This window comes from Streptomonospora litoralis, from assembly GCF_004323735.1.
Lineage (GTDB): Bacteria > Actinomycetota > Actinomycetes > Streptosporangiales > Streptosporangiaceae > Streptomonospora > Streptomonospora litoralis.
Map to the genome: position 1 here is coordinate 4,734,103 of NZ_CP036455.1, position 19,002 is coordinate 4,753,104.

Consider the following 19,002-nt stretch of genomic DNA (forward strand, 5'->3'; position numbering starts at 1 on the left):
ACGCGTGCCGTTGGCAGACGCTCGCCTTTCGCGGTTCGACGGAACTCGCGACGCTAGCGGACCACCCGGTAACGCAGATAGACCACTTTCGAGTTGAAAGTGCGGTTCTCGATGAGTTCGAGGCCCACCCGGCGCTCGCCGTGCGGAAAAAACCGAGTGCCACCGCCCAGCAGCACCGGGTAGACCCTGGCCCGGTACTCGTCGATGAGATCCAGCGCGGCCGCTTCGGCGGCGAGCGACGCACCGCCGATGGCGATGTCGCTTTCGGTCGGTTCAGCTCGCAACCGCTCGATCTCCTCCGCCAGGCCGTCGGAGGCCAAGCGGGCATTGCCCTGGACTTCCGACCGCGTGGTAGAGAACACCACCTTCGGAAGCGACTTCCAGAGCGCGGCGAACTCGAGAGTCGAGAAGTCGAGCGAAGGGTTCTGCTCGGCGGTCTCCCAATACAGCATCGTCTCGTACAACCGTCGTCCGAGCAGGTGGACGCCCACACCCCGGATCTCGTCGGTGGCGAGGCGAAAGACCTCCTCGTCGGGCAACCCCCAGTCGAAGGAGCCGTCCGGCCCCACGATGTAGCCGTCCAGCGACACGACCATCGAGTAGGTCACGTTGCGCATCGGAGACTCTTTTCAGCAGCGGTTCCGGCCCATCATGAGTCGATTGTCCCGCATACCGGTCAGTTGGGCCGACCCTATTGTCAGGACGCTTGTCGCCCAGACTGTCTCACATATTCAGTCGCTGATCTTCTCGGCCTCGGTGAGCCAGAGTTCCTCCAGTTCCTCCTTCTCCGCCTGGATGCTCTTCAGTTCGGAGTCGAGTTCGGCCAGGCGGGCGTAGTCGTCGGCGGCCTGGGCCATCTGTTCGTGCAGCTCGGACTCTCGGGTGCCGATGCGCTCCAGGCGGCGCTCGATGCGCTGGGCCTCCTTCTGCACGGCGCGGCGCTGGGCGGCCGACATGGCGGGGGCGGCGTCGGGCTCGGCGCCGCCCGAGCCGTCGGGACGGCGGCCGGGGACGGCGGCGGCGCCGTCGCTCTGGCGGGCGCGGCGGTCCAGGTACTCCTGCACGCCACCCGGCAGGAACAGCAGGTCGGCGTCGCCCATCAGGGCCATCGTGCGGTCGGTCACGCGCTCCAGGAAATAGCGGTCGTGACTGACCACCACCAGGGTTCCCGGCCAGCCGTCGAGCAGGTCCTCAAGCTCGGTGAGGGTCTCGATGTCGAGGTCGTTGGTGGGCTCGTCCAGTAGCAGCACGTTGGGCTCGTCCATCAGCAGCCGCAGCAGCTGGAGGCGGCGCCGCTCGCCGCCGGAGAGGTCGCCGATGGGGGTCCACTGCCGCTCACCGCGGAATCCGAACCGCTCCAGCATCTGGCCGGCGGTGAACTCCCGGCCGCCGACGGTGATGTGCCGACGCACCTCCTCCACGGCTTGCAGCGGGCGCAGCTCGGGCGCCAGCTCGGCGAGGCTCTGCGAGAGGTGCGCGAGATTCACCGTCTTGCCGTGCCGGACCCGGCCGCCGTCGGGTTCGCGCTCGCCTGCCAGCGCCCGCAGCAGCGTGGTCTTGCCCGAGCCGTTCACGCCGACCAGCCCGATCCGGTCGCCCGGGCCGAGCTGCCAGGTCAGGCGGTCGAGGAGGGTGGTGTCGTCGGCGACGAGGGTGAGGCCCTCGACGTCGACGACCGTCTTGCCCAGCCGCGTGCTGGCGAAGCGCACCAGCTCCACGGTGTTGCGGGCCGGGGGCTCGCCGGCGATCAGGGCGTTGGCGGCCTCGACGCGGAACTTCGGCTTCGAGGTGCGGGCGGGCGGGCCGCGGCGCAGCCAGGCCAACTCCTTGCGTGCCAGGTTCTGCCGCCGCTCCTCGGCCTGGGCCGCCAGCCGCTCGCGCTCGGCCTTGGCCAGCACGTAAGCCGCGTAGCCGCCCTCGTAGCGCTCGACGCGGCCGTCGACGACCTCCCAGGTGCGGTTGGTGACGGCGTCGAGGAACCACCGGTCGTGGGTGACGACGGTGAGCGCCTCGCGGCGGCCGCGCAGGTGCTCGGCCAGCCACGCGATCGCCTCGATGTCCAGGTGGTTCGTGGGCTCGTCGAGGATGACGAGGTCGTGGCTGTCGACCAGCAGCCGCGCAAGCGTGGCGCGGCGGCGCTCGCCGCCGGAGAGCGTGGACATCGGGGCGTCGAGGTCCCAGCCGCTGAGCAGCCCGCGCAGCACGTCGCGCACGCGCGCGTCGCCGGCCCATTCGTGCTCGGCCAGGTCGCCCAGGACGAACCCGCCGACCGTGGCCTCGGGGAACCTGTCGCGCTGCTGCAGGAACCCGACGCGCAGGCCGCGGCTGTGCACGACCCGGCCGGAGTCGGGTGCGGTACGGCCGGCCAGCACGGAGACCAGCGTGGACTTGCCGCCGCCGTTGCGCCCGACGACGCCGATGCGGTCGCCTTCGTCGACGCCGAGGGCGACCTCGTCGAGCAGCACGAGCGGCCCGTAGGCCAGGGACACGTCTTGCAGGTTCACGAGATTCGTCATCGTGCTATCCATTGTGGTGGCGCGCGCGGACCTCCGCGACCACCGTCCACAGGCGCCCCCGCCGCCCCGGCCCCGGGCGCCCCCTCCCGAGGCCGGCCAGTCCGGACGCCTTCAGCTGATTCCAGCGAGGAGCCCCGGCTCTTCAGAGCCGGGAGGAATCGCTTCTCATCACGGCTCTGAGGGCCTACGGGAACACGATGGCGGATTTCGGCGTTCGCCCCCCGCCGGGGCGGCGGCGATCGTAGCTGCGTCTACAAGGCCAAGCGGGCCGAGGTGCCGCTGGTCTCGGTGGATCCGGCCTACACCAGCCGGGAATGCGCCGAATTCCGGTACATCGGCACGAGGAACAGGGTCGATCAGGCCCTCTTCGTGTGCCGGTCGTGCGGGGTCGTTGCCCACGCCGACCGCAACGCTTCCCGCACCATCGCCCGCCGGGGCGAGGCTGCGTGGAACGCGGGGCGTGAGTCGCGCGTCCCTGCCGCCCCATAAGGGGTGTCTGGACGGAGGAGCCCACCCGCCGGCCAGGCGGGCGGCTACCTCCAAGCCCGGCCCTTCAGGGCCCGGGTCAAGTTGACAGCAGGAAGAAGTCGCGCGCCTGCTTGGCGATGCCCTCCACATCCAGACCGTGGGCGCGGTCGTGGTCGGCCGGTGTGCCGTATCCGCGCACCTCCGTGTCGCGGATCACGCCCAGCGACCGCTGGCGGTGGCGGCGGTCCTCCAATGCGGCGGCGACCTCGTGTGCCGAGGTGCCCGCGAGGTAGGGCTCGACCACCAGCACGTCGGCCTGGCCGGCCCGGGCGGCCAGCCGGTTCAGACCCGCGCGGTCGAACGGCCGCACGGTGGCCGCGTAGGCGACCGTGACGTCCAGGTCCCCGGTGGCCGCCAGAACCCGGTCCAGCATCGGGCCGACCGCGACTACCACGCCGCTGGAGCGCGCCGAGCCCGCGCGGACCGTGGTCAACTCCGGCCCCACCGGGCGGGCGGCGGCGTTGCCGCGTTCGCCCAGCCGCACATAGACGTTGCCCTCGCCGCGCAGCGCCGATCGAAGCATCGGGCCGACCTCGTCGGCGTGGCCGGGCACGTGCACGGTCCAGCCGGGCAGCGAGTCCAGCAGCGCGACGTCGCCGGGCGCCATGTGGGTGCGGCCGTAATGCGAGCCGTCGTAGGAGGCGCCGTGGCTGACGAGGACCGCGCCCGCGCCCTGGTGCCCCAGGTCGAGTTTGACCTGCTCGAACGGCCGCTCGACGAGGAAGGGCGCGAACGTGTGGGCGACGGGCCGCATACCGGTCAGCGCCAGCCCGCCGGCGACGCCGATCATCAACTGCTCGCGGATGCCCAGGTTGACGACGCGGTCGGGGTGGCGCCGGGCAGCGGCGGCGAACCGGTCGGCGGAGATGTCGGCCAGCACGACGGCGAGCCGCGGGTCGGTATCCAGGGCCGCACCGACGACTTCGGCGAAGGTGTCGCGCATCGGCTGCGCGGTGACGGCGGGCGCGACGACGGCATCCGTGGTCTGTTCGGGGATCGCGGTGTTCACGGCGGTGGTCATGGCGGTCATCCCTTCGGCCGGACGCGGGCGATCACGGCGAGCGGTCGGCCGCGGTGCGGAGTGGTGAGTGCGTCGTGGAGGGCGGACTGATCGCGGCCGGGCGCCGAGAGCGCCGCCCAGCCCTCGCCGCTGAAACGGGTGTCGATTCCGCCGGGCCAGCCGTGCGTGGCCGAGGCGTTGTCGACGACGACCGCGGTGAGGTTGTCCAGGCCCAGCCGCCCGGCGGCGGCGATCGCCTCGTGGTTGCTGCCCTCGTCGAGCTCGCCGTCGCCGAGGAGCACGAAGACGCGCGGACCGGTGCGCCCCTGGGCGCGCAGCCCCAGCGCCGTGCCCACGCCCAGCCCCAGGCCGTGGCCGAGCGAGCCGCTGCCGATCTCGGCACCGGGTACCAGCGTCGCGTCGGGATGGTGGCCCAGCGGGGAGTCGAACGCCGCCCAGCTGCGCAGGGTCGCCAGGTCGAGAAAGCCCTTGGCGGCGAGCACCGCGTAGTAGGGTGCGGGCCCGTGCCCCTTGGACAGCAGGAACCGATCGCGGTCGGGATCGTCGGCGGCCTGTGGTGAAACGTTCAAGACGCGGTCGTAGAGCACCCACAGCACTTCGCGCGTGGAATCGGCCGCGATCTGGTGCTTCTCGTCGCCGGTCATGAGCCCGATCAGGGCGGGCAGGTCGGCGTATCTGGTCAGTGCCGGTGCGGTGGTCATGCCGCCAGTCTCAGACCTCAACTTAACTTGAAGTCAAGCCCCAGGGCGGATCCCCGAAGCACCCGCCGAGTGAGGTGCCTCACTGTCCGGCCCGCGCACTCGAACCCGCCGCCGGCGAGCCGTGCGGGCGGTCCGCGCCGCGCTTTTCCTGCGGCTCTCGGGCGGAATCAGAGCACCACCGCCCCCGGGACGTCCCCGTGGCAGGTCACCGTGTGGACGCAGTCGGGGGCGCTGCGCACGGCAGCGGCGACCTGGTGGGCGTGCTCGGCGGAACGGGCCAGGAACGCGCACGTGGGCCCGGAACCCGACACGAAAGCGCCCAGCGCGCCCGCCGCGCGGCCGGCGTCCAGTGTCTCGGCCAGCGCCGGACGCAGTTCGAGCGCGGCGGGCTGCAAGTCGTTGCCCAGCGCCGCGCCGACCGCGCGGGCGTCGCCCTGCGCCAGGGCGGTCATCAGCACGGGGTCGCCCTGGGGCGCCGGGGCGCCGGGGCGGATGCGGTCGTATGCGGCGAAGACCTCGGGGGTGGACAGCCCGCCGGCGGACAGCGCGAAGACCCAGTGCAGCCGGGCGCCGCACTCGGCCGGGTCCAGGACCTCGCCGCGCCCGGTGCCCACAGCGGTCCCCCCGAGCAGCGGGAAGGCGACGTCGCTGCCGAGCCGGGCGGCCAGCGCCAGCAGTTCCCGGTGCTGCAGCCCGGTGCCCCAGAAGGCGTCGCAGGCCACCAGCGCCGCGGCGGCGTCGGCACTGCCGCCTGCCATCCCGCCGGCCACCGGGATGGCCTTGCGCACATGCAGATGGACGGCCGTGTCGGCGCCGGTCTCGCGAGCGAGCAGCTCGGCGGCGCGCCAGGCCAGGTTCGTCGAGTCCAGCGGCACGCGGGCCAGATGCGAGGCCAGGCCGCCACCGCTGGCGTCCTCGGCCGTCAACCCGGCGGGGCCCCCTGTTGGGCGCGTCGCGGCGCCGGTGACGGTAACCTCGTCGAACAGCGCTACTGCGTGGAAGACATTGACCAGATCGTGGTATCCATCTTCGCGCGCCGGCCCCACCGCCAGCTGGAGGTTCACCTTTGCGGGGACCCGAACGGTCACGGCGGTCGTAGTGGTCACGAGTCCTAGATCGTAAAGGAACCCCCACCCCCGTGAACCCCCGTTCCGCGAATCCGGGCGCCCGCGTGCCCGGTGGCCGGACGACGGCGGTGGGCGGCTCTGCCGCGGTCGCAGACCCGCCCCGAGGTCGCGGCTGTCCGGATGCGGGCGCCGCGAAGTGCACGGGTGGGTATCAGGACGCGTTCCCCGCTACCTTGGGGCCAGGCGGAGTTAGGACACCGTCGGGGAGGGTCGCTTGCCGTCGGATGGGCTCCCGAAGAACCTGGAACCGTTGGCCGCCGGAGATCCGGCGACCATCGGGCCCTATGTGCTGGCCGGTCGCCTGGGCAGCGGAGGAATGGGGACGGTCTACCTCGGCCGCACCCCTGAGAAGGGTGCCCAAGTCGCGATCAAGGTGATCCGGCCCGAACTCGCCTTCGACGAGGCCACCCGGGCACGCTTCCGCGACGAGATGGAGAACGCGCGCAGGGTCGCCTCTTTCTGCACGGCCAAGGTGCTGGACCACGGCACCTTCGAGGGCCGTCCCTACATGGTCACCGAGTACATCGCCGGGACCGCGCTGGCCGAGCACATCTCCGAGCACGGCGCGCTGGACTCCAGCACGCTGCACGGCTTCGCGCTGGGCGTCGCGGCGGCCCTGGCGGCCATCCACCGCACCGGGCTGGTCCACCGCGACCTCAAGCCGGCCAACGTGCTGCTCTCGCTGTCGGGCCCGCGGGTGATCGACTTCGGCATCGCGCGGGCGATGAACACCTCCACGAACCACACCCAGACCGGCATCGTCATGGGCAGTCCGGGCTGGATGGCGCCTGAGCAGCTGCTGGAGGAGAAGGTCACCACCTCCGCCGACATCTTCGCCTGGGGGTGCCTGGTGGCCTTCGCCGGAAGCGGCATCCATCCCTTCGGCAACGGCGACGCCATGACACTGGGCAAGCGGGTGCTGTTCGCCGAACCGCAGATCGGCAGCCTCGACAGCCCGCTGGACCGGCTGGTCGCCCAGGCGCTCGCCAAGGAGCCCGAGCACCGCCCCAAGGCCCAGGACCTGCTGCTGGAGCTGGCCGGCGGCGAGGAGACCTCCAGCGGCGGCGGGGACGCCAACGAGATGGTCAGCCACGCGCTGCACGCCTCCTGGCACCCCAACCTGCCGCCGATGGCGCCGATGCCGCAGCCCGGCGGCCCGCCGCCGAACCCGCACCAGACGGCCACCGGCATGCCCCACCAGGCGCCGTCGGCTCCCCCCGGACCGCCGCACGGCGCCGGCGCACCGCACGCGCAGCCCTACCCGGCTGCGCCGCAGCCGGGGTCCCTGCCCGCCCAGCACCAGCAGAACCGGCCTCCGCAGCGACCGGCCGGCATGGGTCCGCCTCCGGGCCAGTCCGCACCTGGGACGCACGCGCCGCAGCCGCCGCCCCCGCCGAGACAAGGCGGGCCGCCGGGGCCGCCGGGCCACCAGACCGGGCAGTTCCCGGTGGCCTCACCGCACCAGACGGGGCCCATCCCGCAGGTGCCGCCCGGCCAGGAGCAGCCGCCCAATCCGCGCCCGCACGCCCAGCCCTACGTGCCGCCGGCGTCGCTGCCGCCGCACCGGCCCATGCAGCCGGGCAAACGCCGGGTGCGGTGGATCGCCGTCACGGCCGTGGCCGCCGTCATCCTCGCGCTGCTGCTGTTCACCACGCTCACCCTGCTGGGCGTACAGAACCTGATCTGGCAGCAGGACGCCGACGGCGCGGAGGAGTCCGGCGGGAGCCAGGCCGGCACCGGTGGTTCCGCCGAGCGGGAGCAAGACGGCGGCTCCGCGCCCGGCGAGGACGGCGACCAGCAGTCCGGGGATGCGGTGGCGCCCGACACCGCCGGCGACGGCCGGATGGTGTTCCAGGTGCGCGAGTACGAGTGCACGCCGAGCATCGAGGGGCGCTCGACCGTGCACCGGGGTACCTACTGCGTCTTCGCGCTGAGTGTGCAGAACACCAGCGCCGAACGGATCAGCCTGGAACACGACCAGCAGCGCCTCGCCCGGGGCGGTCAGGAGTTCCTATCGGCCTCGGAGCCCTCGATCCAGGAGAGCCGGGCCCCGCTGTGGCAGTCCATCCCCAGCGGCGCCCATGCCGAGGGGAAACTGGTGTTCATCGTGCTGGACGAGTCGGAGGTCGCCTCCGGCGCCCTGCACCTCAGCAGCGCCGGCACCGGATCTCCGGCTGTCGTCGAGGTCTCCGACGTCTCCAGGGCGGACTGAGGGCGTACCAGGCAGCGGGCGCGCAGGCCGCCCGGCGCGCGCTTTTCGGGCGCGGCCCCGGCCGTGCGCGACGGCGCTACGCCGCGCCGCCGGAGCCTTCAGTGTCGGCGGCGCGGTCGGCGTGCGCGGCGATGCGGGCGAAGTCGGCGATGCCGAGCGACTCCCCGCGGGCGCCGGGATCGATTCCGGCGGCCCGCAGCACCCGTTCGGCCGCCGGCGCCGACCCCGCCCATCCGGCGAGGGCCGCGCGCAGGGTCTTGCGCCGCTGGGCGAAGGCCGCGTCCACGACCGCGAAGACCGCACCGCGCTCGGGTGCGGCGCCGCCCGGCCCGGCGGGCGCGTGCGAGCCGTGTGCGCCGCCCGCGTCGGGGGGTCCGTTCCTGCGACGCAATGCCACGAGTCCGGAATCGACGTTGGGCACCGGCCAGAAGACGCTGCGACCCACCGACCCCGCCCGGCGCACCTCGGCGTACCAGGCGGCCTTGGCCGACGGCGCCCCGTAGGTGCGCCCGCCCGGCCCGGCGGCCAGCCGGTCGGCGACCTCGGCCTGCACCATGACCAGGCCGCGGCGCAGGCTCGGCAGCGATTCCAGCAGGTTCAGCAGCACCGGAACCGCGACATTGTAGGGCAGGTTGGCCACCAGCGCGGTGGGGCGAGGCCCGGGGACCTCGGTGACGCGCATGGCGTCGGCGGCGACGACCCGCAACCGGTCGGCCCGATCGGGCGCGAACTCCGCGACGGTGGCCGGCAGCGCGTCGGCCAACCGCGGGTCGATCTCGACGGCCGTAACGGCGCGGACGCGCGGCAGCAGGGCCAGTGTCAGGGAGCCGAGTCCGGGCCCGACCTCCAGCACCACGTCGTCGGCGCCGACCTCGGCGGTACGCACGATGCGGCGCACGGTGCCCGCATCGACGACGAAATTCTGGCCGAGCGTCTTGGTCGGCCGGATGCCGGTACGCTCGGCGAGCCGCCGCACATCGCCGGGCGTGAGCAGGCGAGCGCCGCCGGAGGAGTCGGAATCGGTCACCGGATCATTGTGCCAGCACACGGGGCGCCTCCCACCCGGCGCCCGGTATGTCCGATCGCCCGGAGCCGGCCGCGGCGATCGTGGCCGAATTCCCAAAGCACGCCGGTGGATTTCGTCATACGGGCACGATCGTCGCGCTGCCCTGCGACACAACGGGCACGCGGGCGCCTCCCGGCCCCCGGCCTCTCCTCGCCGCCCCCGCCGGCCGCCGCCACCGGCGAGCACCCGACCCGATGGGCACGGGCGCCACCCCACGCCGTCCTCGCCGTCCCTCCCCACGCACCGCCACCGGCGGGCCCCGCTCCCTCGACCGCAGGCCCAGCCATCCACCGTCCTCGCTGCGGCTTTCCGGTGAAGTCCGCCCGACACCCGGCAGACCGACAAGGCCACCCAGCAGACCCGAGCCGCACGGCCCGGCCGCCCACGGGAGCCGGACCGATCCAGCAGGCTGAACACGGCTTAGTCGAACAGGTGCACTCCGCACTCGGGCCACTGGCCCTGCCAGTTGCCGCCGACCATGTCGTAGAGCTTCTGGGCGCGCATGGTCTGCTCGCTTGCGGGGGCCTCGGCCGGGTTGCCGGTGCCGCCGGCGGACTGCCAGGTGGACATGGAGAACTGGTAGAGGCCGTAGTAGCCGGCCGGGTTTACCGCGGTGGGGTCGCCGCCCGACTCGCACTCGGCCAGAGCGGCCCAGTTCAGGCTGGAGGCTTCGGCGGAGGCGTCGATCTGCGGCTCCTCCGGCTTGGTGCCGATCTCGGTGATGCCCTTGACCGGCTTCTTGACGACTTCCTCCTTGATGACGTGCTCGGTCTCCACGCCTTGCTCCATGATCGTGGCGGTGGTGACCTTCTTGACGCCGTCCTCGGGCTTCTTGACGACCTTCTCCTCGCCTTCGGGCAGGTCGGGGTTCTCCCGCTCTTCGACCTCGGCCTCGATGGGGACCTCTTCGGTCTTCGGCTCGGAAAGGATCTGGGTCACGTCGATAACCATGCCGTCGGTGGGCTCGGCGCCGCGCTCGGGTTCGACGGTGTCGTGCTCGCCCAGCGTGATGCCGTTGGCCTCCAGCACCTCGGCGACGGTTCCGGCGGTGGTCGCCGTCTCGATCCGCACCCGGTCGCGCAGGATGACCACCCGGCGCGCCGCGGTCGCCTCGACCTCCAGCCCCGAATCGGGGATCGCCTTGTCCGCCTCGACCGACAGCTCCATCGACTCCGGGCTCACGCCGATCTGGCGGAGCGCCTCGCCGACGGTCAGCGCGGTTACCCAGTGCCGCTCGGACTCGCCGTCGACGGTCAGCGTCAGCTCGCGGCCGGATCGCACCAGGACGCTGTCGCCTTGGCCCAGCTCGGTGTCCAGGGCGGGGGCGACGGCGTCGTGCTCGCCCAGCGTCACACCGGCGGAGTCGAGCACGTCCTGCACCGTCGCGCCGTAGGTGTGCACGGTGGTGCGCTCGCCGTCGACGCTGAGGGTGATGCGCTGATCCATGGCGAAGGCGGTGCCGCCGCCGACCACGAGCAGGACGGCCGCGGCGATCGCGCCGATCACGACGCCGCGGGAACGCAGCAGCGGGATGTCGGGCAGCGTGATCCCGCCCGGTAGACGGCCGCCCCGGCGGCCCGCGCCCGCGTCGCGCGGCCGCCCCTTCGGCCCGCCCTCGGGCGCACCGCCCATCGGCGCCGCCGCGGTCTGCCGGTAGTGGGTATAGGAGTCGTGCGGGGGCGCCGCGCCGCCGGGGCCGGCGGGCGGATCGGCCGGGCGGGGACCGCCCTCGCGGCCTTGGCGCATGCCGCCTCCGCCCTGCCGCCCGAACAGGCCCGGCTTATTCGATGCCCTGCGGGTTCCGCGGTGGGATCCGCGGTTCGACGGACTACGCACGTTGGTCTCGGCCTTCGCGATCGCTCACGGACGGGAGGGGGTGGCTCGGGGCGAGCGGGCCGGAGGGTGCGGGAGGTCCCCGGCGTGCGGCTCGCGGCGGGTCGGGGGCGGATGCGCTCCAGCCGACCACTGATGCTTGGGGAAAGTATCACACTGCCTTGTGCATCGCTTTAGTCCTGACCGAATCCGACCGTCCCGCGGCCGCCCGCCCCGGCGCCGACCCGGCGCGCCCTGCCCGCGATCCAGTACCAGCGGACGCACCGCGCAGCCCCGGCCGACAGTGGCGCCGACCGGGCCCGCCGCCGACTGGCGCCGCCGCACGGCCGCCCACCAGAATGTGCCGCAGAACCGAACCCGGTTCGCCTCATGCCCGAAACCACCGGACCGCGCCCGGCAGCAGCGGCCGCCCGCCGCAACCCGCCGACCGGCTCAGGTCCCGCTCCGGAAAGGTCGCCCATGGGTCCTCTGCACGGAATCCGCGTCGTGGAGTTCGCCGGAATCGGACCCGGCCCCATGGCCGCCATGCTGCTCTCCGACCTCGGCGCCTCCGTCATCCGGCTGGACCGCCCGGCCGCCGCGGAGGCCGCCCGCCAGGGCGCGCGTCCGCACATGAGCGCCGGGCGGCCCGTACTCGGCGCCGATCTGAAGACCGAGGAGGGGCAGGCGGCCGCGCGCGACCTCGTCGCGGCGGCCGACGTGCTGCTGGAGGGGTTCCGCCCCGGAGTCATGGAACGCCGCGGCCTCGGGCCGGACGCCTGCTTCGACCTCAACCCGCGGCTGGTCTACGCGCGGATGACGGGGTGGGGCCAGGAAGGGCCCATGGCCGGGGTCGCCGGGCACGACATGAACTACATCTCGCTCAACGGGGCCCTGCACAGCATCGGCCGCCGGGGAGAGGCGCCCGTGCCGCCCGTCAACCTCCTCGGCGACTTCGGCGGCGGCACCATGTTCGTCGTCACCGGCATCCTCAGCGCGCTGGTGGAGCGGCAGACCTCGGGGCGGGGGCAGGTCGTCGACGCCGCGATGGTGGACGGCAGCGCACTCCTGATGTCCATGGTCTACGAGGACCGCGAGCGCGGCGCCTGGACCGACGAGCGCGGCACCAACTACCTGGACACCGGCGCTCCCTGGTACGACGTCTACGAGTGCGCCGATGGTCGGCACGTCTCGGTGGGCTGCATCGAGCCGCAGTTCTACGCCGCGTTCCTGGAGGGTGTCGGGCTGGCGGGCGCCGACCTTCCCGACCAGTGGGACCAAGAGAACTGGCCGGTGCTGCGTGAGCGCTTCGCCGAGGTTCTGCGCACCCGCACACGCGACGAGTGGGCCGAGGTCTTCGGCCGTTCCGAGGCATGCGTGCAGCCGGTGCTGTCGATGGACGAGGCGGCCGAGCACCCGCACGTGCACGCCCGCGGTTCCGTCGTACGCAAGGACGGCCGTCTCTACCCCGGCCCCGCCCCGCGCTTCGACCGCACCCCCGGCCGCGTCACCCGCGACCCCGATTTCGGCGAACCCGGCCTGGAGGCGACCCTGGCCGAGTGGGGTCTGGACGGCACCGCGACCGGCCACGAGTAGCCGCGCGCCCTACTCCAGCCCGAAGGCCCGGCGGCCGTTGGCCGCGACGGTCTCGGCGAGGTCGTCCTCGGCCATCCCCTTGGCCGCGGCAAGGGCGCGCAGGGTGTGGGGGATCAGGTAGGGGGCGTTGGGGCGGCCCCGGTAGGGCTTGGGCGTGAGGAACGGGGCGTCGGTCTCGACCAGCACGAGCTCGGGCGGGGCGATAGCGGCGGCCTCGCGCAGCGACTCGGCGCTGGCGAAGGTCACATTGCCCGCGAAGCTCATGAAATAGCCGTTGTCGGCGCAGATCTTGGCCATCTCGGCGTCGCCGGAGAAGCAGTGGAACACCACCGCGTCGGGCGCGCTCTCCTCGGCCAGCACGGAGAGCACGTCCTCGTGGGCGTCGCGGTCGTGGATCATCAGCGCCCGGCCGTGCCGCTTGGCGACCGCGATGTGCCGCCGGAACGACTCCTGCTGGGCGGCCACACCCTCGGCGCCGGTGCGGAAGTAGTCCAGCCCGGTCTCTCCGACGGCCCGGACCTGCGGCAGCGCGGCCAGCCGGTCGATCTCGGCCAGCGCCTCCTCCAGCCCGGCCGACCCGCCCGCGGCGCGGGCCTTGCCGGCCCAGTCGGTGTCGTCGGCCTCGACGCCCGGTGCGCCGTCGCCGTGCACGATGCGCGGCGCCTCGTTCGGGTGCAGTGCCGCCGCCGCCCACACGCCCGCGTACTCGGTGGCGATCTCGGCCGCCCAGCGCGAGGAGGGGACGTCCACGCCCACCTGCATCAGCGGCGTGACGCCCACCGCCTCGGCCGCCGCGACGATCTCGGGCACGTCGGGGGTCTGCATGTCCATGTGGGTGTGGCTGTCGCCCACGGCCACACGCAGCGCCTGTGGCGCCTCCGGCGGCGTCTGCGCATTCCGATTGCGCACGGCGCTGCCGCTTCGCTTGCCCATCGGGAATCTCCCCCATCCCTCGCCGGTTCGCGCCGGCGGACACGGATACGGCGGGCCGCCCCGCGGCGGCCCGCCGATGAAGTCCGCGGCGCGCCCGGATCGTCTCCAGCGCCGCGCGCCGCCTCTATCGGTTGCGGCGTGGTCTTTCGACCGTGCCGATCAGCCGGCCTCCTGCTCCAGACGGGCGACCTCTTCGTCGGCCACGCCGGGGTCGAGTTTGGTGAACAGCGGAGTGGGCGCCGACAGCGGGGTACCCGGCCGGATCGGTACCGATCGCCACACCGCCTCGTTGTCCGCGTAGTCGCCGGTGATGACGGAGTACTCGGTGGGTTCGGTGTTGCCGCCGATGGTGTCCGTGGCGGTCTCGATGCGCGGCATGGCCGACCACACGCCCGTACCGCCGAGCATGGCGTGGACCTGATTGGAGGAGCCCGGCAGGAACGGTGTCATCAGGGTCTTGGCGTCGCTGACCAACTGCAGCGCCACGTGCAGGACGGTGCGCATCCGCTCGGTGTCGGTCTTGCGCAGTGCCCACGGCGCCTGTTCGGAGATGTACTTGTTGGCCTCGGCGATGGTGCGCATGGCCTCCTGCAGGCCCGCCTTGAACCGGGAGCGGTTCAGGTGCTCGCCGACCGCGTCGAACGCGGCCGCGGAGTCGGCCAGGACGCGGCGGTCGTCGTCGGTGAACTCACCGGCCTCGGGGATCTCGCCGACGTACTTGGCGGCCATGGAGATCGACCGGTTGACGAGGTTGCCCCAGGCCGCGACCAGTTCGTCGTTGTTGCGACGGACGAATTCGGCCCAGGTGAAGTCGGTGTCCTGGGTCTCGGGCCCCGCCGCGATGATGTAGTAGCGCAGCGCGTCGGCGGAATAGCGCTCCAGGAAGTCGCGCACGTAGACCGCCACGCGCCGCGAGGAGGAGAACTTGCGGCCCTCCATGGTCAGGAACTCGCTGGAGACCACCTCGGTGGGCAGATTCAGCGCGCCAAGCGACCCGGCCTCGCCGCCGCTGTCGCCCTCGCCGTTGTAGCCCATCAGCATCGCCGGCCAGATCTCGGCGTGGAAGACGATGTTGTCCTTGCCCATGAAGTAGTAGCTCTCGGCCTGCGGTGCCTGCCACCAGCGGCGCCATGCCTCGGGGTCGCCGGTGCGCCGCGCCCACTCCACGGCCGCCGAAAGGTATCCGATGACGGCGTCGAACCACACGTACAGCCGCTTGTTGGGGTTGTCGCGCCACTCCTCCAGCGGGATGGGCACACCCCAGTTGAGGTCGCGGGTGACGGCGCGCGGCTGCAGGTCGTCGAGCAGGTTCAGGGAGAACTTCAGCACGTTGGGGCGCCACTGGCCGCTCTTGGACTGCAGCCAGGTGCCCAGCACCTCGGTGAACGCCGGGAGGTCGAGCATGAAGTGCTCGGTGTCGACGAACTCCGGGGTCTCGCCGTCGACTTTGGACCGCGGCTCGATCAGGTCGATGGGGTCGAGCTGGTTGCCGCAGTTGTCGCACTGGTCGCCGCGCGCACTGCCGTAGCCGCAGATGGGGCAGGTGCCCTCGATGTAGCGGTCGGGCAGGGTGCGGCCGGTGGAGGGCGACATGGCCCCCTTGGTGGTGTGGGTGAAGATGTAGCCGTTGTCGTAGAGGCCGCGGAACAGCTCCTGGGCGACGGCGTAGTGGTTGCCGGTGGTGGTGCGGGTGAACAGGTCGTAGGAGAGCCCGAGCGCGACCAGGTCCTCGACGATGACCCGGTTGTAGCGGTCGGCGAGCTCGCGCGCGCCGACACCCTCCTGGTCGGCCAGCACCTGGACCGGCGTACCGTGCTCGTCGGTGCCGCTGACCATGAGGACCTCGTGCCCGGACATTCGCTGGAAGCGCGCGAAGACGTCGGAGGGGACTCCGAACCCGGAGACGTGCCCGATGTGGCGGGGGCCGTTGGCGTAGGGCCAGGCCACCGCGGTCAGGATGTGGCGTTTCGACGACATGCCCCAAGCCTACTGGGGTGCGTGCCGCCGATTCACCCGCTTGACCGTCCTTGTGGACGTACCCGGGCCGGATTCGGCGCCGTACCCTCGCGGCCGTGCCGCCGATCGGAACCGCATGGCCCCCGGCCGCGGCGCGTCGCTCCCTCCGCGCGGCGGCTGCGGCGGATCGGCGGGGGGTCGCGTGTCGGTAGTGTTTAGTCCTAGGCTCGTCTGCCGATGTAAGCGCTCGCCCGTTTCCCGCTTCGGGCTCCGCAACGGCCTACCCGGCCCCTGTTCGACGAAGGCGGTGGTCGCCACGGTTTCCCGTGCCCTGGCCGCGCTCGTCGCGGTGGCCCTGCTGGTGGTCGGCGCCCCGCTGGCGCCCGGCGGGACCGCGCTGCCCGCATCCGCTGCGCGGCAAGCGCCGCTCGCGCTCGCCGCGGCCGGTGGTTCCGATGCCAACGCCGACACCGACACTGACGGCTCCGGGCCCGTCCAGACGCTGCTGAGCGAAGGCGACTCCCAGGCCGTGGCGGTCGCCTTCCCGGGCTGGAGCAGCGACCACCGCGTTCCGGTGCGCGACCTGCCCGACGGCTACAGCCCGGTGCTGCCGTGGGTCGGCAGCCTCGAAGCCCCCTGGGCGCGAGTCACTCTCCCCGGCTCGACCGAGGCGCCCGTCGCCGGCGAGGCGTTCGCACTGCCCTTCGGCCGCGCGCCGCCGCTCTGACGAACACATGTGCACCCGTCCACCCGCGACAGCGCTCCCGCGCTGCCGCAGAGGCCGCATGAACCGTTCGTGAGAGGTAGTCCATTGTCCACCCAACCGGGAGCCGGATCGCGCTGGCTGCGCGGCATCCTCTCCCTAGCCATCGTCATCGGCGCGTTCGGCGCCGCGTGGTTCATACCGCCGAAGCTGGGGCTCGACCTCAGCGGCGGAACCCAGATCGTCCTGGAGACCCAGGACGGCCGTGACGGCACCGAGGCCAACGCCGAGAACACCGACCAGGTGATCCAGGTGCTGCGCGAGCGCATCGACAGCCTCGGCGTCAGCGAGGCCACCATGTCCCGGTCCGGGGAGAACCGGATCATCGTCGAGCTTCCCGGCGTGCAGGACCCCGCCGAGGCGGCCGACATCCTCGGCCAGACCGCCCAGCTGACCTTCCACCCGGTGCTGGGCATCGCGCCCTCGCAGGGCAGCGGCGTGCAGGCGCCCTCCGGCGACTTCGCCAACCCACCGGCCGACGAGGCCCGCGCCCCGGCCGACGGCCAGGGAGGCTCCGGCGGCGGAGGAGGCTCCGGCGGCGGCAGCGGCGGCTCCGGCGGCGCCGGCGGCATGAGCCAAGAGCAGCTCCAGCAGCTCATGCAGCAGCAGGGAGGCGCCGGTGCGGGCGGCGGCCAGCAGGCCGCCGACCCCAGCAAGGTCGCCCGCACCCTGCCCGACGAGCAGGGCAACCGGCTCCAGCTGGGCGAGCCCAAGATCGAGGGCACCCAGGTCGCCAACGCCGAGGCGGTGCTGGACCCCACCACAAACACCCAGTGGCAGGTCAACGTCGAGTTCCAGGGCGAGGGTGAGGAGGCCTGGGCCCAACTCACCGGCCAGGCCGCCTGCAACGACCCCGGCCAGCCCCAGCGGCGCGTCGCCATCGTGCTGGACGACCAGGTCATCTCCTCGCCCGAGGTCAACCAGGACACGGCCTGCGACGTGGGCCAGACCGGCGGTTCGACCACCATCACCAGCTCCACCTTCGACCAGGAGAGCGCCAAGGACCTGGCCGTGCTGATCGAGGGCGGCTCGCTGCCGCTGCCGGTCACCGAGGTGCAGCGCCAGACTGTGGGCCCCACGCTGGGCGCCGACGCCATCAAGGCCAGCTTCATCGCCGGCGCCGTCGGCCTGCTGCTGACGGCGGTCTACATCTGCGTCGCCTACCGCCTCGTCGGCTTGCTCGCGGCTGTGGCCCTCGCCTGCTACACGCTGATCGCCTACGCGGCGCTGGTGGCGCTGAGCGCGACGCTCACCCTGCCCGGCCTCGCCGGGTTCGTCCTCGCGATCGGCATGGCCATCGACGCCAACGTGCTGATCTTCGAGCGAGCGCGTGAGGAGTACCAGCAGCAGGAGAAGATCTACCAGGCCAACAAGTCGGCCGGGATGGTCGACGCCACCGACGCCGAGACCGAGCAGGCGGATTCCGGCGTGCTCTCGCGTCGGCGCCGCCGGGCGATCCCGCCGAACCTGCAGAAGGCGTTCCTGTCCGGTACGCAGAGGGCGTGGAGCGCGGTGCTGGACACCAACATCACCACGCTCATCGCGGCGGCGCTGCTGTTCCTCTTCGCGTCGGGAACGGTGCGCGGGTTCGGTGTCACCCTGGGCCTGGGCACCATCGCCTCGATGGTCTCGGCCCTGGTCATCGCCCGCGTGCTGGTGGAGTGGGCGGTCCGCCGCAAGGTGGTCCGGCGCCACCCGGCCGTCACGGGCATCTCGAAGATCAGCGCGGTGCGCGACTGGCTGACCAAGCGCAACCCCGACCTGATGTCGCGGAGCAACCTGTGGCTGGGCATCGCGGCGCTGATCGTGGTCACCGCCGTGGCCGGCGTTCTCATCCGCACGCCCAACTTCGGCGTGGAGTTCACCGGCGGCCGCGTCATGGACTACACGACCCAGCAGGACGTCAGCGTCGGCGAGGCCCGCGACGCCGTCTCCGCCGCCGGGTTCCCCAACGCGGTCGTGCAGGAGTCGGGCGACGGTGACATCGCCGTGCGCACGGGTCCGCTCAGCGACGAGGAGGCCGCCGACATCCAGGAGGCGCTGGCCGCCGAGGCCGGCGGCGCGGAGCGGCTCTCCGACGAGAAGATCGGTCCCAGCATGGGCGACGAGCTGCGCAACCGCGCACTCATCGCGCTGGTGGCGGCCCTCGCCCTGCAAATGGTCTACCTGGCCTGGCGGTTCCGCTGGTCGTTCGGGTTGTCCACGATGCTGGCCCTGGCCTTCGACATCACCCTGGTCATCGGCCTGTTCTGCTGGCTGGGCCGACCCATCGACGGCGTGTTCCTCGCCGCCATCCTGAGCGTCATCGGCTTCTCGGTGAACGACTCGGTGGTGGTGTTCGACAGGGTTCGCGACGAATGGGCCAACGACAGCAAGTCGGGCTTCGCCGCGATCACCAACCGGGCGATCCTGCACACGATCCCGCGGACGGTGAACACCACCATCGGCGGCGTGTTCATCCTCGCCACACTGGCGGTCTTCGGCGGGTCGTCGCTACGCGACTTCTCGGTGGCGATGCTGATCGGCCTGATATCAGGGGTGTTCTCCACCGTCTTCGTGGCGGCGCCGCTCGCGGCGTGGCTGCAGCGGTGGGACAAGACCGCCCCGCCGCACGTCATCCGCGAGAAGCGCACCAAGCAGCGCAAGGAGCTGCGCACCGCCCGCGAGCAGAGTGACGGCGCGGTGGTGTAACTCCACCGCATCGTCCACGGCGGTCGAGGCGGGGCCGGGCCGACAGCCCGGCCCCGCTTTTCGTGTCGGTGGGGCCGCGC

At 72.6% G+C, this 19,002-nt stretch carries 14 protein-coding genes; 5 read left to right on the forward strand and 9 right to left on the reverse strand.

What is annotated here, in order from left to right; translation table 11 throughout:
• Positions 1-53 precede the first annotated feature (53 nt).
• Together EKD16_RS19905 and EKD16_RS19910 are read right to left on the reverse strand one after the other, a co-directional pair.
• The gene (locus tag EKD16_RS19905) at positions 54-617 is read right to left on the reverse strand and encodes a dihydrofolate reductase family protein (RefSeq protein ID WP_131100165.1); all 564 of its coding nucleotides are present in this window, start codon (positions 615-617) and stop codon (positions 54-56) included.
• Between the two features lie 114 nt (positions 618-731).
• Positions 732-2,516, reverse strand: coding sequence for an ABC-F family ATP-binding cassette domain-containing protein (locus EKD16_RS19910; protein ID WP_131100169.1), 1,785 nt, complete (start codon positions 2,514-2,516; stop codon positions 732-734).
• A gap of 204 nt (positions 2,517-2,720) precedes the next feature.
• Between EKD16_RS19910 and EKD16_RS19915 the strand changes: the two genes are divergently transcribed.
• A complete protein-coding gene (locus EKD16_RS19915) occupies positions 2,721-3,005 on the forward strand; it encodes a zinc ribbon domain-containing protein (RefSeq protein WP_394347354.1) in 285 nt (94 codons plus the stop codon).
• Positions 3,006-3,081: 76 nt separating this feature from the next.
• Here the strand turns inward: EKD16_RS19915 and EKD16_RS19920 are convergent, their stop codons facing one another.
• The 3 genes from EKD16_RS19920 to EKD16_RS19930 all read right to left on the reverse strand — a co-directional run bounded on the left by EKD16_RS19920 (position 3,082) and on the right by EKD16_RS19930 (position 5,872).
• Positions 3,082-3,987, reverse strand: coding sequence for a transketolase family protein (locus EKD16_RS19920; RefSeq protein WP_131102808.1), 906 nt, complete (start codon positions 3,985-3,987; stop codon positions 3,082-3,084).
• 83 nt (positions 3,988-4,070) lie between these two features.
• Positions 4,071-4,766, reverse strand: a complete 696-nt coding sequence (locus EKD16_RS19925) for a thiamine pyrophosphate-dependent enzyme (protein WP_131100172.1) — start codon at positions 4,764-4,766, stop codon at positions 4,071-4,073.
• Positions 4,767-4,933: 167 nt separating this feature from the next.
• Complete coding sequence (locus tag EKD16_RS19930) at positions 4,934-5,872, reverse strand: 4-(cytidine 5'-diphospho)-2-C-methyl-D-erythritol kinase (protein WP_131100175.1); 939 nt, start codon at positions 5,870-5,872, stop codon at positions 4,934-4,936.
• A gap of 235 nt (positions 5,873-6,107) precedes the next feature.
• Between EKD16_RS19930 and EKD16_RS19935 the strand changes: the two genes are divergently transcribed.
• Positions 6,108-8,105, forward strand: coding sequence for a serine/threonine-protein kinase (locus tag EKD16_RS19935; protein ID WP_131100178.1), 1,998 nt, complete (start codon positions 6,108-6,110; stop codon positions 8,103-8,105).
• A 76-nt stretch (positions 8,106-8,181) separates the two neighbouring features.
• Here the strand turns inward: EKD16_RS19935 and rsmA are convergent, their stop codons facing one another.
• The gene (gene rsmA, locus EKD16_RS19940) at positions 8,182-9,132 is read right to left on the reverse strand and encodes a 16S rRNA (adenine(1518)-N(6)/adenine(1519)-N(6))-dimethyltransferase RsmA (protein ID WP_131100181.1); all 951 of its coding nucleotides are present in this window, start codon (positions 9,130-9,132) and stop codon (positions 8,182-8,184) included.
• A 459-nt stretch (positions 9,133-9,591) separates the two neighbouring features.
• On the reverse strand, positions 9,592-10,917 hold the full coding sequence (locus EKD16_RS19945; protein ID WP_242677076.1) for a resuscitation-promoting factor: 1,326 nt from the start codon (positions 10,915-10,917) through the stop codon (positions 9,592-9,594).
• A gap of 546 nt (positions 10,918-11,463) precedes the next feature.
• Between EKD16_RS19945 and EKD16_RS19950 the strand changes: the two genes are divergently transcribed.
• Positions 11,464-12,579: a CaiB/BaiF CoA transferase family protein gene (locus tag EKD16_RS19950; protein ID WP_131100184.1), complete on the forward strand. Its 1,116-nt coding sequence runs from the start codon at positions 11,464-11,466 to the stop codon at positions 12,577-12,579.
• Positions 12,580-12,588: 9 nt separating this feature from the next.
• On the opposite strand, the gene EKD16_RS19955 is transcribed toward EKD16_RS19950, so the two are convergent.
• Both EKD16_RS19955 and metG read right to left on the reverse strand, forming a co-directional pair.
• Complete coding sequence (locus tag EKD16_RS19955) at positions 12,589-13,512, reverse strand: TatD family hydrolase (RefSeq protein WP_131100187.1); 924 nt, start codon at positions 13,510-13,512, stop codon at positions 12,589-12,591.
• 159 nt (positions 13,513-13,671) lie between these two features.
• Positions 13,672-15,489, reverse strand: coding sequence for a methionine--tRNA ligase (gene metG, locus EKD16_RS19960; protein ID WP_131100190.1), 1,818 nt, complete (start codon positions 15,487-15,489; stop codon positions 13,672-13,674).
• A 286-nt stretch (positions 15,490-15,775) separates the two neighbouring features.
• On the opposite strand from metG, the gene EKD16_RS19965 reads away from it, so the two are divergent.
• Both EKD16_RS19965 and secD read left to right on the forward strand, forming a co-directional pair.
• Positions 15,776-16,195: a hypothetical protein gene (locus tag EKD16_RS19965; RefSeq protein ID WP_131100193.1), complete on the forward strand. Its 420-nt coding sequence runs from the start codon at positions 15,776-15,778 to the stop codon at positions 16,193-16,195.
• 84 nt (positions 16,196-16,279) lie between these two features.
• Entirely contained in the window at positions 16,280-18,922 is a 2,643-nt protein-coding gene (gene secD, locus EKD16_RS19970; RefSeq protein ID WP_131100196.1) for a protein translocase subunit SecD, read from the forward strand.
• The last annotated feature ends 80 nt before the right edge of the window (positions 18,923-19,002 follow it).